15 protein-coding genes and 1 riboswitch are annotated in these 13,771 nt (G+C 51.4%); of the genes, 12 read left to right on the forward strand and 3 right to left on the reverse strand.

Annotation, left to right across the window (positions count from 1 at the left end; genetic code table 11):
- Window positions 1–47 precede the first annotated feature (47 nt).
- The 4 genes from xth to FRZ59_RS16275 all read left to right on the forward strand — a co-directional run bounded on the left by xth (window position 48) and on the right by FRZ59_RS16275 (window position 3,251).
- Window positions 48–824 carry an exodeoxyribonuclease III gene (gene xth / locus FRZ59_RS16260; RefSeq protein ID WP_132129818.1) on the forward strand — a complete coding sequence of 259 codons (777 nt, stop codon included), beginning with the start codon at window positions 48–50 and terminating at the stop codon, window positions 822–824.
- A complete protein-coding gene (locus FRZ59_RS16265; protein ID WP_132129817.1) occupies window positions 821–1,564 on the forward strand; it encodes an MBL fold metallo-hydrolase in 744 nt (247 codons plus the stop codon). The genes xth and FRZ59_RS16265 overlap by 4 nt, the downstream gene beginning before the upstream one ends.
- 65 nt (window positions 1,565–1,629) lie before the next feature.
- Window positions 1,630–2,748 carry a Gfo/Idh/MocA family protein gene (locus FRZ59_RS16270; protein WP_132129816.1) on the forward strand — a complete coding sequence of 373 codons (1,119 nt, stop codon included), beginning with the start codon at window positions 1,630–1,632 and terminating at the stop codon, window positions 2,746–2,748.
- A gap of 20 nt (window positions 2,749–2,768) precedes the next feature.
- Window positions 2,769–3,251 carry a hypothetical protein gene (locus tag FRZ59_RS16275; protein ID WP_132129815.1) on the forward strand — a complete coding sequence of 161 codons (483 nt, stop codon included), beginning with the start codon at window positions 2,769–2,771 and terminating at the stop codon, window positions 3,249–3,251.
- Window positions 3,252–3,260: 9 nt separating this feature from the next.
- On the opposite strand, the gene FRZ59_RS16280 is transcribed toward FRZ59_RS16275, so the two are convergent.
- From FRZ59_RS16280 to FRZ59_RS16290, 3 genes are all read right to left on the reverse strand, one after another.
- Window positions 3,261–4,409: a tetratricopeptide repeat protein gene (locus FRZ59_RS16280; protein ID WP_132129814.1), complete on the reverse strand. Its 1,149-nt coding sequence runs from the start codon at window positions 4,407–4,409 to the stop codon at window positions 3,261–3,263.
- A gap of 176 nt (window positions 4,410–4,585) precedes the next feature.
- A complete protein-coding gene (locus FRZ59_RS16285; protein ID WP_132129813.1) occupies window positions 4,586–5,188 on the reverse strand; it encodes a TetR/AcrR family transcriptional regulator in 603 nt (200 codons plus the stop codon).
- A 3-nt stretch (window positions 5,189–5,191) separates the two neighbouring features.
- Window positions 5,192–6,250: a sialidase family protein gene (locus FRZ59_RS16290; RefSeq protein ID WP_207910314.1), complete on the reverse strand. Its 1,059-nt coding sequence runs from the start codon at window positions 6,248–6,250 to the stop codon at window positions 5,192–5,194.
- Between the two features lie 223 nt (window positions 6,251–6,473).
- Between FRZ59_RS16290 and FRZ59_RS16295 the strand changes: the two genes are divergently transcribed.
- The 8 genes from FRZ59_RS16295 (at window position 6,474) to FRZ59_RS16330 (ending at window position 13,707) form a co-directional block, all read left to right on the forward strand.
- Window positions 6,474–7,640 (forward strand): hypothetical protein, encoded by a 1,167-nt coding sequence (locus tag FRZ59_RS16295; RefSeq protein WP_132129811.1) that lies wholly within the window; start codon window positions 6,474–6,476, stop codon window positions 7,638–7,640.
- Between the two features lie 10 nt (window positions 7,641–7,650).
- Window positions 7,651–8,691 carry an L-glyceraldehyde 3-phosphate reductase gene (gene mgrA, locus FRZ59_RS16300; RefSeq protein WP_132129810.1) on the forward strand — a complete coding sequence of 347 codons (1,041 nt, stop codon included), beginning with the start codon at window positions 7,651–7,653 and terminating at the stop codon, window positions 8,689–8,691.
- A gap of 40 nt (window positions 8,692–8,731) precedes the next feature.
- Window positions 8,732–8,829, forward strand: a riboswitch (TPP riboswitch).
- Between the two features lie 58 nt (window positions 8,830–8,887).
- Entirely contained in the window at window positions 8,888–9,091 is a 204-nt protein-coding gene (thiS, locus tag FRZ59_RS16305) for a sulfur carrier protein ThiS (protein WP_132129809.1), read from the forward strand.
- Window positions 9,092–9,115: 24 nt separating this feature from the next.
- On the forward strand, window positions 9,116–10,897 hold the full coding sequence (gene thiC, locus FRZ59_RS16310) for a phosphomethylpyrimidine synthase ThiC (protein WP_132129808.1): 1,782 nt from the start codon (window positions 9,116–9,118) through the stop codon (window positions 10,895–10,897).
- The gene (locus tag FRZ59_RS16315) at window positions 10,897–11,526 is read left to right on the forward strand and encodes a thiamine phosphate synthase (protein WP_132129807.1); all 630 of its coding nucleotides are present in this window, start codon (window positions 10,897–10,899) and stop codon (window positions 11,524–11,526) included. The genes thiC and FRZ59_RS16315 overlap by 1 nt, the downstream gene beginning before the upstream one ends.
- Window positions 11,516–12,307 carry a hydroxymethylpyrimidine/phosphomethylpyrimidine kinase gene (locus FRZ59_RS16320; RefSeq protein ID WP_132129806.1) on the forward strand — a complete coding sequence of 264 codons (792 nt, stop codon included), beginning with the start codon at window positions 11,516–11,518 and terminating at the stop codon, window positions 12,305–12,307. The genes FRZ59_RS16315 and FRZ59_RS16320 overlap by 11 nt, the downstream gene beginning before the upstream one ends.
- Window positions 12,300–12,962: a thiamine phosphate synthase gene (gene thiE / locus FRZ59_RS16325; RefSeq protein WP_132129805.1), complete on the forward strand. Its 663-nt coding sequence runs from the start codon at window positions 12,300–12,302 to the stop codon at window positions 12,960–12,962. The genes FRZ59_RS16320 and thiE overlap by 8 nt, the downstream gene beginning before the upstream one ends.
- Entirely contained in the window at window positions 12,943–13,707 is a 765-nt protein-coding gene (locus tag FRZ59_RS16330) for a thiazole synthase (protein ID WP_132129804.1), read from the forward strand. The genes thiE and FRZ59_RS16330 overlap by 20 nt, the downstream gene beginning before the upstream one ends.
- The last annotated feature ends 64 nt before the right edge of the window (window positions 13,708–13,771 follow it).

Below are 13,771 nucleotides of genomic sequence, written 5' to 3' on the forward strand. Positions count from 1 at the left end.
ATGCCACACGATTGCTATATTAGTATTCTCAAGAGAACAATTTCATTATGAAGATAGCAACCTATAATGTAAACGGCGTCAACGGCCGGCTGCCCGTACTGCTTCGCTGGCTGAAGGAGACGGCACCTGACGTGGTTTGCCTGCAGGAATTAAAAGCCCCGCAGGAAAAATTCCCGGAGCAGGCGATCCGGGAGGCCGGGTACAATGCAATATGGCAGGGACAGAAAAGCTGGAACGGTGTAGCCATCCTGGCGCGCGATAAAAATATACAGGAGATCAGGCGGGCGCTTCCGGGCGATGAAGAAGACAGTCATAGCCGGTATATCGAAGCCCAGATTGAAGGAATTTCCATCGGATGCCTTTATTTGCCGAATGGCAACCCGCTCCCCGGACCGAAATTCGACTATAAACTGCGCTGGTTTCAGCGGCTGACCGAACATGCTGCCGGGCTCCTCGCAGCCGGCACGCCGGTCGTACTCGCAGGCGATTACAATGTAATGCCCACCGACCTGGACGTTTATAAACCTGAAAGATGGATAAATGATGCACTTTTCCGGCCGGAAGTCCGCCTTGCATTCAGGACGCTTGTGGACCAGGGCTGGACCGACGCCCTGCGAAAACTTTACCCGGAAGAAAAGATCTATACCTTTTGGGACTATTTCCGGAATGCCTATGGACGCGATGCCGGCCTGCGGATTGATCATTTCTTGCTTAGCCCGGCTCTTGACAAACGCCTCCTGGCCGCAGGCGTGGACCGGCATGTACGGGGATGGGAAAAGACCAGCGATCATGCTCCCGTCTGGATTGAACTGGCCGGCGCATGAAAGATAAAACGCTAAATATGACCGTTATCGGCTGCGGAGATGCATTCTCCAGCGGAGGCCGGCTCCAGACCTGCTTTCATATACAGGCTCCAGGTGGCACTTTCCTGATCGATTGCGGCGCCTCCTCGATTGCGGCGCTGAAACAGCGCGGATTCGATTTAAGGAAAATAGATACCATCCTTATTTCTCATTTTCATGGCGACCATTACGGAGGCTTGCCCTATTTTCTGCTCGAAGCCGCTGTTTTTGAATGGAATGAACCGCTTACTATTATCAGCCCGCCGGGTTGTAAGGAAAAAGTGGCAGCTCTGCTCGGTATACTGTATCCTGGCAGCAAGGTACTGGAAAAACTTCCGCTTCGCTTCCTGGAATACCCTGATAAAGGGGAACTTGAAGCCCGCTATCTCCGGGTGGAAGGGTTCCCGGTAACACATGCCCCGGCAACGGATCCGCACGGCCTGCGTATTACTACCGCCGAGAAAACCATCAGTTATTCCGGCGATACCTGCTGGGATGAGAACCTCCTTCCTATTGCAGAAAATGCCGATCTGTTTATCTGCGAGTGCAATTTCTTTGACACGAAATCCGCGGCTCACCTTGATTATCAAACATTAACCGGGCATCTGCCGCGGCTCAGCTTTAACCAGATCCTGCTTACCCACCTGGGGGAAGAAATGCTGCTGAACCTGGATAGCGTAAAATTGCCCTGCGCTGAGGACGGGTTGCTGATCAGGGTATGAGGGAGCCGGAAAATTACCCGTTAAAATGCTTAAATTAGCCTTTGCATATCTAAAAAATACAGCTTATGGACTCACGTCGTGATTTTCTGCAGAAACTTGCCGCTTCGGCGGTTACCCTGCCTTTTTTGCCAATTACCGCTTCTGCAGCCCGGAACGCTTTTTATGGCCAATCCTGCCAGGGGCCTGTTTTGCGGGTAGCAATTATGGGGCTCGGAAGTTACGGGACGCGTGTTGCCAAGGCAATGCAATCCTGCAAAAGGGCAAAACTCACAGGGCTTATCAGCGGCACGCCTTCTAAGATCAAAGACTGGCAAGCCAAATACAATATCCCTGAAAAGAACTGTTATAACTACGAAAATTACGACCAGATCAAAGATAACCCGGATATTGACGCCGTATACGTCATTACTCCCAACGCCCTCCATCGTGAGGGTGTTCTCCGTGTAGCGGCCGCCGGGAAACATGCGATTTGCGAAAAGCCGATGTCTGTAAATGCTCGCCAGGGACAGGAAATGGTAGATGCCTGTCGGAAAGCCGGGGTAAAATTACTGGTTGGCTACCGCATGCATTTTGAGCCGAACACGCTCGAAATCGTCCGTATGCGTAATGAGGGCGAATTCGGGAAGGTCCTCTTCTTCCAGGGACTGAGCGGCTTCCGGATCGGAGACCCGAAGCAATGGCGGCTCAATAGGGAACTGGCCGGAGGCGGAGCCATGATGGATATCGGCATTTATTCCGTTAACGGCGCACGGTACATGACCGGTGAAGAACCGGAATGGGTCACCGCGCAGGAAACGAAAACCGACCCCGTAAAATTCAGAGAAGGCGTGGACGAAACCATCCAGTTCCAAATGGGCTTTCCCTCCGGAGCGGTAGCTTCCTGCCTGTCCACCTACAACATGAACAACCTGGACCGCTTTTTCCTGAACGGAGAAAAGGGATATGCCGAACTGCAGCCCGCTACGGGTTATGGCCCTATAAAAGGCCGGACGAATAAAGGCGAACTAACCCATCCTCACATTGCTCACCAAACCATCCAAATGGATGAAATGGCGGGAATCATCCTCGAAAATAAAAAACCGGTTATTCCTGTTAACGGCGAAGAGGCCGTTAAAGACCTGGTCATTATTGACGCGATTTACGAAGCCTGCAGGACAGGCAAAAGGCAGGCATTGAGTTTGTAAAAAAAATATAACCTTTTCATATGGAAAGGCGGGAGCTTGTGCATCTTTTTCCATATAAAGTAATGGCCATGAAAAAATTGCTCGCCTCCTGTTCACTTTTTGCCGTTTCCCTTTGTTATTTCCAAAGCCAGGCACAGGCTCAGCTTGAGCTTCCAGCGGCGCCCGGAAAGCACGCAGAAGCCCGGAAACAGCTCCCATTATACTCAGAAGTACAAATTGGAACAAAAACGGAAACCACCTTCCGGGTGTGGCCGGAAACGCAGGAGCAGGTAAGCCGGGGACCGGAAGCAAAGGAAACACCCGGAGTGCAGCATCGCCACCTGCTGGTAGCGAAAGTCCCCAACTCTTATAACGGTCACCTCCTTATAAAAACTCCGGACAAGAAAATGAGGCATCTCCGCGTATTCCCGAACCCGGATACCTCCGGCAGCAAAGCACCAGACATTGCAAAGCCTTTCCTCATCCCGGAAAAACCCCCAAAAAACGACCGCAGCGAGGATTAAAAGCCTGCTTTATCTCCCGGCTCCTGCCAGCTGCTTCACACGCTGACGGGAAAATTGCCAGGCTCTTTGAACTGAACTGTCCCGGCTGTCAAGGTACCGTTTGTAGTATTCCAGCGCGGTTGCGGGGTCGTCCCTGTAATAATCATAGATCCGGGCTATCTGGTAATCCAGTATCCCTTCTTCTTTATATGTACCGGCGGTTTCAAAAGCAATTAGCGCTTTATCGATCTCCCCTTTTTCTTCGTGGCTCAGGCCCAGCTGCTGGTAGTAGAAGGAAATATTGTCCGAGATACCCAGTTTGATCGCTTTTTCCAAATGAGCAATACTTTTTTCGGGACGCTGCAAATGCCTGTAGGAAACGCCCATCATGTATTGGGAATATTCATCCTTCTCCAGCAATTCGGCGGGAATTCTTTCGAACCAGGAAATGCTCCTGTCATATTCGTTCAGTGCGTATAGCGCATTCCCGGCCAGCCGTATATTGCTCAGGCTGGTATCGCCCAGCAAAAAAACGGCTTCCAGGGCAGCGAACGCCGAATCATACTCCTTCTGGTAGTATTTGTTTTTCGCCTTCAATGATAGCAATTGCGTATCCGCCGTATCACCGGCGAGCGAGCGGTCAAGGAGGCTGTCGCAGCGATTGAACTCCTCCTGTTCAAAATAGATCATTGCGAGCGCCATTACTACTTCTTCGTCATCCGGATTCAAGCGGTTTGCCTGCTCATACAGGGGAATTGCAAAAGGAAGCAATCCCGATTTATACAAGCAATAAGCACTTTGTTTGTAGAAATAGCTGTTCAGGCTGTCTTCCCTGCTCAGCCTGTTATACAAAGTATGCGCCTTGATGAATTCTTCTTTCCCTTTATAAAGGTCCGCAAGCCGGCTTAGCGTAGTCTGGTTAAGGGAATCCAGCTTAAGCGCACTTTGATAAGAAAGCACCGCTTCCCGGTACATTCCCTGTTTTGAATAACAATAGCCCATCAGATTGAAGGTTTCGATCGAAAATGTATCTTCCTTCCTTTTTGCCAGTTTCTCCAGGGCTTCCGCATACTGATGCCGGCTGACAAGCGTCCTGATATCCAGGGTGGAATCTGCCGGTTGCTGGGAAAACCCCGGATAAACGCCTGCCGTTAGTAATAAAATCAATAAGGTTTTCATCTTAACTATTTTTGTAGTTAAAAATAATGTGTTTATAGTTCGAATCAAAATCCTCTATTTATTTAATCGGATAAAGTCGCAAAGACATGAATTCCCGGGAAATGCAGCAAGGCGGATGGCAGGCAATTCGCGACAATTTTAAAAAGTACACGGAAAATAACTAAGGCGGGCAATTATTATCGCCCCGGCAGCATACTTCCGGAGCCACGCAAGCCGTATCTTTTCATGATCAGCTCCTTTATTTCTTCCATCGGGTAATCCGCCCTCATTACCATATAACCGACGCCAATTCCATCCAGGAGGGCGCTTAGCAAATAAGCTTCTGTTTCCGGATCTTCGTAGTCTAATGACTTGAAAACCTGCGCCAGCCCTGACAGCCATTCGTTCCGGATTTCTTCAATCTCCTTTTTAAGCCCCTTCGTCACACCGGTTTGTAGTGTCAGCGCGAGCATGAGACGAAAGGACTTCGTTTGATGGATGACATACTTCATAGAAATATCGATCATCCTTTCCAGGAACTCTTCCGGCGACAGGGAATCAACCCCTTCGTACAAAACATCTCCCTCTTCTTTCAACCGGGCGAAAACCCCTTTTAAAATATGCTCCTTGTTCTCAAAATAATGATAAATAAGACCTTTGGAGACATTCGCCTTTGCGGCAATGCTGTCTACGGGGGTTTGGCTGTATCCCTTTTCGGCAAAAAGTTCAAATGCGGCAGCCAGAATCTTCTGCCTGCTTTTGTCCTGTCCTCCCTCGCGCCTTTTTTTCTGTGCTGCCATGAATCAGTCAATTTCCAGGATAGTTCCGGCGATATAGCGGGTTTTGTTATCCTTATTGAAGTAATAGACAACCAGTACGCGGTGTTTATCCAACTGAACGGGCCAGGTATAGCCGATATCGCCGTTGCCGCCGTCTTCCCGGAGAATAATTTCCGGCGCTGTTTCAAAATCGGTGCATTCAGCATTCAGAATACGGGCACGTATGCCAAAAGGCGGGTGGCGGTAGCCGTAGGTGAGCAATACACGGTTATCGGGGAGGCGAAGGGCGTTGAGGGGATGGCCCCGGAAGCCCATCGACTCCCATTTACCAAAAGTTTTGCCACCGTCTTTCGAGCGGGCAATGCAAGCCTGGTCATCGAATCCGGCCGTACGCAGAAAAGCGACGACATCACCTTTGGGCGTTTCGTAAACCGACGTTTCGTTAAAAGCCACCTTTTCGTCTGCTGCAACCGGGGACGTGTATTGCCAATTGCGACCCTCATCATCAGAGATCAGCATATGAACCGAGGTTCTTCCCGATGTATCCGTAGCAGCAACCGCCCAGTAAATACGCCCGTCGGCGCCTTCATACAAAGCGCCGCGGTTATAGGCCGGAAGAGGGATCCCATAGGCATTATAATGCTTTTCAACCGGTACCTGCGGAGGGTAAACAGGCGGTTCCCAGCTATCTCCTCCGTCGGTGGAACGCAGCAGGTAACCACCCAGAAAAGTGGCCGGCCCTGCTTGGAAAACAGGCTTTTTAAGATTAGGTATTCCGTCGGGCCGGACAAAGGCCCAGCCATAACTCGCGCATAAAAGAGTGCCGTTACGCAGCTGGAGCAGGCAAGGGTCCTGCGAGCCGCCAAAAGGATGCGCATAAAGGAGTTCCGGCTCCGCTGTCCAGGTTTCCCCGTCCGCAGAACGGACCATCACGAGGTAACTGTTCGGATCCACATGCATATTGCCCTTTTCACCGAAAATCGTTCGGTCAGGGGCTCTTCGAAAGGCAACCAGCAGTTCCCCGTCCTGCTTCCTGACCACCGAAGGAAAAGAAGAATAAAACCGGGCGTCTTTATAAATCACAAGGTCTTTGATTTTCCGTACTCCGGCGACTGTTTGGCCCCCATTTGATTCAGCTTGGCCTGCATTTGATTGAGCATTGCCGGCAAAAGGCAATAAAAGCAGGAGAAACCATAGTAAACAGGACGATATGATGTATTGAAAGGTCATATAATTTATTGTTTCTGCCCCAAAATACGGTTTTTCCACTTACATTTGCCACGCTCCCCCCAAGAGCGCGCATGAAATGAAATTAGTAGAAGTAAAAACTAAACGAGAGGCCGAGGAATTTACCAGCTTCCCTGTGAGGTTATATGCCCGGGAAAGTAATTGGATAAGACCGCTTGACAAGGACGTGGAAGCTGTCTTTGACCCTGACCTAAATAAAAATTTTGAGAACGGGGAATGCATACGATGGATCCTCCGCAAAGAAGGAACGATCATCGGAAGAGTCGCAGCCTTTATAAACAGGAAAAGCCTCCACAAGGAAAATGAGCAGCCCACCGGCGGAATGGGCTTTTTTGAATGCGTTAATGACCAGGAAGCAGCTAATGCCTTAATGGAAGCCTGCAAAAAATGGCTGGAAGAACGGGGGATGGCCGCCATGGACGGCCCGGTAAACTTCGGGGACCGGGACAAATGGTGGGGGCTGCTGGTAAAAGGCTTTGACCTGGAGCCGAATTATTTATGCAACTATCATTTTCCCTACTACAAAGAATTGTTTGAGAACTTCGGTTTCCGGGAATATTTCCGGCAATTTACTTTCCGCCGGAACGTCTTTGCCCCCGTGCATCCGCGCATCCAGGCAAAATCAGCGATTGTGAACCAGGATCCCGGCTATACATTCGAACACCTGAAGTTAAACCGGTATAAAAAATACGTCAGCGACATTACCAGTATTTACAACAGGGCCTGGAGCAATCATGAAGGAGTAGCAGCCATTACGGAAGCCCAGGTAGAAAGCATTATAAAAAAGGTGAAGTCCATTATTGACGAAAAAATCATCTGGTTTGCATATTATAAACAAGAGCCGGTAGCCTTCTATATTAACCTGCCCGAAATAAACCAGGTTTTCAAGTATGTAAACGGCAAGCTGGACCTGCCGGGAAAGCTGAAGTTCCTGTGGCACAAGTGGAGAAAAACCAATCGCAAAATGCTGGGACTGGTCTTCGGAGTGGTACCGGAGCATCAGCGCAAGGGTGTGGACGGCGGAATCATTACCGCGTTTTGCCAGATGGTACAAAAAGAATATCCGCGGTATGATATCCTTGAAATAAACGGTATCGGCGATTTCAACCCCAAAATGATCGTAGTAATGAAACAGGTAGGAGGCGAAACTTGCAAAATACACGCGACTTATCGTTATTTGTTTGATAGAAGCCAGCCTTTTGAACGAATGAAAGACATCAGATAATTAAGGAATAATGGATTGGACCCCTGCAAGCGAACGATACGAAACGATGAAATACAATTACTGTGGTAACAGCGGACTCAAACTGCCGGCCATTTCTTTAGGGCTATGGCATAACTTCGGCGATGACACCGCCCACGCTGTGAAACAGGCAATCTGCCGGAAGGCTTTCGACCTGGGCATAACCCATTTTGACCTGGCCAACAATTACGGCCCGCCCCCGGGAAGTGCCGAAGCCGCCTTTGGCCGTATTCTGCGCGAGGATTTTGCAGGGCATCGCGATGAATTGGTTATTTCCTCCAAGGCGGGCTATAATATGTGGCCTGGCCCCTACGGAGAATGGGGAAGCCGCAAATACCTTGTTGCCAGCTGCGACCAAAGCCTCCGGCGCCTGGGTGTCGACTATGTGGATATTTTTTATTCTCACCGTTTTGATCCGAATACGCCTCTGGAAGAGACAATGATGGCGCTTGACCATATTGTACGCTCCGGAAAGGCCCTTTATGCAGGCATTTCCTCGTATAATTCAAAACGTACCAGGGAAGCGGCGGCTATTTTAAAAGAACTCGGCACCCCCTGCCTCATCCACCAGCCCAGCTATTCGATGCTGAACCGCTGGATAGAAGAGGACGGGCTACCAGTTACCCTCGAAGAACTGGGAATGGGCGCGATCGTATTCTCTCCCCTGGCCCAGGGAATGCTTACCGGCAAATACCTGAAAGGGATTCCCGAAGGAAGCAGGGCCAGCCAGCATAAATCCTTTAATCCCGGTTTTCTCTCTGATGAAAACCTGGCGAATATACGCGCGCTGAATGCGATTGCTGAACAGCGCGGGCAAACCCTGGCTCAAATGGCCCTGGCCTGGGTATTGAAAGATCCACGCATCACCTCGGCGCTCATCGGCGCCAGCCGGCCAGAACAGGTCGAAGACTGCGCAAAGGCCATACGGAACCCGGACTTCACGGAAGCGGAACTTGCGGAAATTGACCGCTACGCCCGCGATGCCTCGATAAACATCTGGGCCGCCTCGGCGGAATTGCCGGAAACGAATTAATTACTATATTTGGACCGTTGTATCACGCATACAACCTTTAATGTTACTGTAGGGGTGCCCGTCGTAACGGCGGACTGAGATCATACCCTCAAACCTGATCCGGGTAATACCGGCGTAGGGAACAGAGCTTGAACTCTTCATTTTTCATACCGTGGTTTCCCGCGGGCGCCTCATTGTTTTTATTAAAACGATTTCTATGGAGGTGTTCATTAATCAACAATCTTATTTACTGCCCGAAAACAGCAAATTGGCAGCTGTACCGGACCTTTTAGGCATTCTTTCTCCGCAGGGCATTGCGCTGGCGGTAAACAACCAGGTGATCCCGAAAGACAGCTGGTCCGGGTTTGAATTGCAAAAAAACGACCACATCCTCCTCATCCGGGCCACCCAGGGAGGGTAAGTCCGTAATTCAAATCTAAACATCATGAAAAAAGAAAAAAACACGACTCCGGGCCCAATCAGCACGGATCCCTTTCCCGCTTCTGAAAAGATCTATGTAAATGGCCATATACATGATATCCGCGTAGCCATGCGTTCGGTAACCCTTCAGGATGGCAGTAAAAACCGCGCTGTTAGCCTGTACGACACCAGCGGGCCTTATACTGATCCCAGGGCTCATACGGATGTCCGGAAAGGCCTTGACCGCCTGCGGGAACCTTGGATCAACCAGAGAAAAGATACTGAACAGCAACGTTTAACCGATCCCGGCCTGGCCGGTTTTCGCTTCAGCCAGGAACGGCCTACGCGGAAAGCGATGCCAGGAGGCAACATTACGCAGATGCATTATGCCAGGCAAGGGATCATTACGGCTGAAATGGAATACGTGGCCATCCGGGAAAACCAGCGGATGGAAAGCTGTTTTGAAAAGGATAACCGGCTATGGCGCCAGCATAAAGGACAAAATTTTGGTGCGCGTACCCCGGAAGGGCTGATCACGCCTGAATTCGTTCGTGAAGAAATTGCATCCGGAAGGGCGATCATTCCTGCGAATATCAATCACCCCGAAAGCGAGCCGATGATCATCGGGCGGAATTTTCTGGTGAAGATCAATGCGAATATCGGGAACTCGGCTGTCAGCTCCGGTATTGAAGAAGAGGTGGAAAAAGCGGTATGGGCCTGCCGGTGGGGAGCCGATACCATTATGGACCTTTCAACCGGGAAGAATATCCATGAAACACGCGAGTGGGTGATCCGGAACTCGCCGGTTCCCGTGGGGACAGTACCCATTTACCAGGCCCTGGAAAAAACAGGCGGCAAAGCAGAAGAGCTGACATGGGATATTTTCAGGGACACGCTCATAGAACAGGCCGAACAAGGGGTCGACTATTTTACCATTCATGCGGGCGTACTGCTTCGCTACGTGCCGCTTACTGCGGGGCGGCTTACGGGGATTGTTTCCCGGGGCGGCTCCATCATGGCGAAATGGTGCCTGGCCCATCATCGGGAAAATTTCCTGTACACCCATTTTGAAGAGATCTGCGAAATCATGAAAAGCTATGATATTGCCTTTTCGCTTGGCGACGGGCTCCGCCCGGGTTCTGTTGCGGATGCTAATGATGACGCCCAATTCGCAGAACTGGAAACCCTGGGGGAACTCACTAAAATTGCCTGGCGCCATGATGTGCAAACAATGATTGAAGGTCCGGGACATGTCCCGATGCACCTGATTAAAGAAAATATGGACCGGCAGCTAGCTGTCTGCGGCGGAGCGCCGTTTTATACCTTAGGCCCGCTTACGACCGACATAGCGCCCGGGTACGATCACATAACGTCAGCTATCGGAGCCGCCATGATCGGATGGTACGGCACAGCGATGCTATGTTATGTCACTCCTAAGGAGCATTTAGGCCTTCCGGCCAAAAAAGATGTAAAGGACGGCGTCATTGCGTATAAACTCGCCGCGCATGCTGCGGACCTGGCCAAAGGGCACCCGGGGGCACAATATCGCGATAATGCACTCAGCAAAGCCCGGTTTGAATTCCGCTGGGAAGACCAGTTCAACCTGTCGCTTGACCCATTCACCGCCCGGGAATTTCATGATGAGACGCTTCCGGCTGAAGGCGCTAAAACCGCACATTTCTGTTCCATGTGCGGCCCTCATTTTTGTTCCATGAAGATCACGCAGGAACTGCAGGAATATGCACAGGAAGGCATGCAGCAAAAATCGGCCGAATTTAAAGCCGGGGGGACTAAAATCTACCAATAATGCAGCGCAGGAGAACATATGGGAAAAGAAAAGCAGGAAATTTCCGACTGCTGGTGATCACTCCCGCCCTGCCGGTTCTGGGAGAACAAGCCATCGTACGGGATCTGTTCGGCGCCGGGCTCTCCGGCCTGCACCTGAGGAAACCCGGCCTGGATGTAAAGGGGATCAAAGCCTGGCTTCGGTATTTTACGAAGGCCGAAAGGTCAAAGATAAGGGTACACAGCGGGGACGCGTCGCTGCTGGAAATGGGTATTGCAGGCCTTCATCTTCCCTTTCATGCCCTTGACAAGTTTATCTGTGCAGGCGGCGGTATTACGGCTTCCATCCATAGCTGGCAGGAATATGCGGAACTGGAACGAACCATTGAATATGCTTTTATAAGCCCCGTTTATAAAAGCCTGTCCAAGCCCGGCTACGCTGAGAACAAGAATACCTGGAATCTTCCCGCTGTTCCTCATGTACCAGTCATTGCCCTCGGAGGCATCCGGAGCAGGAATATCGCCAAAGTCATACAAGCCGGGTTCAGCGGCGCCGGCCTGCTGGGAACCGTCTGGCAACAGCCGGAGCGGGCTGTCAAGGTGTTCAATGCAGTTAAAGACCAGGTAATGTCATGGATTGATGAAGGATAAACGCTTGCAAATACTCGTAATAGCCGGTTACGATCCAAGCGCGGGGGCCGGTATACTTGCCGACGTAAAAACGGCGGAGAGTAATTCCGTTTACGCATACGCCGTCTGCACAGGCTTCACCTTCCAGAACTCCAGCCGCATTGCCGCTGTTCGCTGGTTCAGCGAAGAGGACATTTCCACACAGATCCGGCTATGCTGCGAAGACACCCTGTTTGAGTGGGTAAAACTGGGCATTACCCAGGATCCATCCATGCTTGCGGGGATACTCGGCAGCCTCCGGAAATACTGTCCCGGCGTAAAGATCATCTGGGATCCGGTACTTTCTTCCAGCAGCGGCACCACTTTCATGGAAGGCCTCGGGGCCGCGGATTTTGAGCGCCTCCTGCCACAGGTATTCATGATTACACCTAATCTGCCGGAATTATATGCGCTGTACCCCGCCGGTAATCCGGAAGCTATCTGCGCCCGCCTTTCACGAAAAACGATCGTTTACCTGAAAGGAGGGCATGATAAAGACTGGCCCGGCAGGGACCGGCTGTTCATCCGGGGAGTTTGTCACACCCTGGCTTCCGGAATTGCTGAAGCATTTCAAAAGCATGGTTCCGGCTGTGTATTGTCCACAGCGCTTACCGCCAACCTCGCCAGGGAATTTGCAACGGTACCCGTTGAAGCCGATTCTGCCGTAGTGAAAGCCGCATTAAAAAGCAAACAGTACACAGAAGCATTCCTGAATAGTCATCCCGGCCGCTTAGGATGGCACAAAGCATACGAAAATGAATAACGAGAAAATAGCACGCCTGCACTTTATTACCCTTGACGATTACCGGACCCCGCCCGCGCGACAGGTACTGCTTGCCTGCCAGGCAGGAATAAAGTGGGTGCAGCTAAGGATAAAAGAAGGAAGCAGAGCATTTATCCTTCAGGCCGCCAGGGAAGCCCGGGGTATCTGCGATCATTACCAGGCGAGGCTTATCATCAACGATCATCCCGATATCGCCCTGCAATGCGGCGCTGACGGCGTACACCTGGGTCAGCAGGATATGCCTGTTGCCAAAGCCCGCAAGATGGCGGGCAAACTGATCATCGGCGGAACGGCCAATACGCCGGCCCAGGCCCTGGATATGGCCCGGCAGGGCGCCGACTATATCGGTGCAGGCCCCTTTCGTTTCACCACCACGAAGAAAAAACTTTCGCCCATCCTGGGCAGGAAAGGGATCGAAGCCATCCGGGACCAACTGGACCGGGAAGGGATGCCCCAACCCCTGATCGCCGTGGGCGGCATCCGTATCGAAGACCTCGAAGAACTCCTCGCGCTGCGCATTTATGGGATCGCTGTCTCAGGAACAATTGCGCGGGCCGCGGACCCATTGGAGGTAACTAAAAAATTGGAAAATTACTTTACTAAACTAAAAAGCGATGTTGGAAATAGCTGGTAAAAAATTCACTTCCCGTTTGCTGGCAGGGACCGGAAAATTCGGCTCCTATCCGCAAATGGAAGAAGCCCTGCTCGCGAGCGGTACGGAACTGGTAACTGTTGCCCTGAGAAGAGCGGAGCCAAATGACAGGAGTGATGGTATCCTGTCTTATCTCGCGCATGCGCACATAAACCTGCTGCCGAACACTTCCGGCGTCAGGAATGCTGCGGAAGCCGTGTTCGCCGCCCGCCTGGGCAGGGAGGCCCTGGAAACCAACTGGATAAAACTGGAGATCCACCCTGACCCCAGATACCTCCTCCCCGACCCCGTGGAAACACTGAAAGCTACGGAAGAACTGGTTAAAGATGGATTTGTGGTACTGCCCTATATTCATGCCGACCCGGTGGCCTGTAAGCGGCTGGAAGAAGCCGGCGCAGCAGCGGTAATGCCCCTGGGATCTCCCATTGGCAGCGGAAACGGACTGAGAACAATTGATTTTCTTGAGATCATCATTGAACAAAGCAGGGTGCCCGTGATCGTTGATGCCGGTATCGGCGCTCCTTCTCATGCCGCACATGCGATGGAAATAGGGGCCGACGCTGTATTGGTAAACACCGCCATCGCCGTCGCCGGCAACCCGGTCAGCATGGCGGCCGCATTCCGCATGGCGGTAGAAAGCGGGCGAAGTGCTTTTGAATCCGGGCTGGCCGGCAAATCCGGGACAGCCATTGCCAGCAGCCCGCTCACAGCCTTCTTAAATGAATGAGCTATGCAGATTTTTTCGCATTGCCCGGAACAACAATACCTGCGAATTATGCGACAGTTCACGC

The sequence above is a fragment of the Anseongella ginsenosidimutans genome, from assembly GCF_008033235.1.
GTDB classification, from domain to species: Bacteria; Bacteroidota; Bacteroidia; order Sphingobacteriales; family Sphingobacteriaceae; genus Anseongella; species Anseongella ginsenosidimutans.

Excerpts from the sequence above, each read along its gene's own strand:
- xth (WP_132129818.1), top strand. The coding sequence starts at position 48 with ATGAAGATAGCAACCTATAATGTAAACGGCGTCAACGGCCGGCTGCCC.
- FRZ59_RS16265 (WP_132129817.1), top strand. The coding sequence starts at position 821 with ATGAAAGATAAAACGCTAAATATGACCGTTATCGGCTGCGGAGATGCA.
- FRZ59_RS16270 (WP_132129816.1), top strand. The coding sequence starts at position 1,630 with ATGGACTCACGTCGTGATTTTCTGCAGAAACTTGCCGCTTCGGCGGTT.
- FRZ59_RS16275 (WP_132129815.1), top strand. The coding sequence starts at position 2,769 with ATGGAAAGGCGGGAGCTTGTGCATCTTTTTCCATATAAAGTAATGGCC.
- FRZ59_RS16280 (WP_132129814.1), bottom strand. The coding sequence starts at position 4,409 with ATGAAAACCTTATTGATTTTATTACTAACGGCAGGCGTTTATCCGGGG.
- FRZ59_RS16285 (WP_132129813.1), bottom strand. The coding sequence starts at position 5,188 with ATGGCAGCACAGAAAAAAAGGCGCGAGGGAGGACAGGACAAAAGCAGG.
- FRZ59_RS16295 (WP_132129811.1), top strand. The coding sequence starts at position 6,474 with ATGAAATTAGTAGAAGTAAAAACTAAACGAGAGGCCGAGGAATTTACC.
- mgrA (WP_132129810.1), top strand. The coding sequence starts at position 7,651 with ATGGATTGGACCCCTGCAAGCGAACGATACGAAACGATGAAATACAAT.
- thiS (WP_132129809.1), top strand. The coding sequence starts at position 8,888 with ATGGAGGTGTTCATTAATCAACAATCTTATTTACTGCCCGAAAACAGC.
- thiC (WP_132129808.1), top strand. The coding sequence starts at position 9,116 with ATGAAAAAAGAAAAAAACACGACTCCGGGCCCAATCAGCACGGATCCC.
- FRZ59_RS16315 (WP_132129807.1), top strand. The coding sequence starts at position 10,897 with ATGCAGCGCAGGAGAACATATGGGAAAAGAAAAGCAGGAAATTTCCGA.
- FRZ59_RS16320 (WP_132129806.1), top strand. The coding sequence starts at position 11,516 with ATGAAGGATAAACGCTTGCAAATACTCGTAATAGCCGGTTACGATCCA.
- thiE (WP_132129805.1), top strand. The coding sequence starts at position 12,300 with ATGAATAACGAGAAAATAGCACGCCTGCACTTTATTACCCTTGACGAT.
- FRZ59_RS16330 (WP_132129804.1), top strand. The coding sequence starts at position 12,943 with ATGTTGGAAATAGCTGGTAAAAAATTCACTTCCCGTTTGCTGGCAGGG.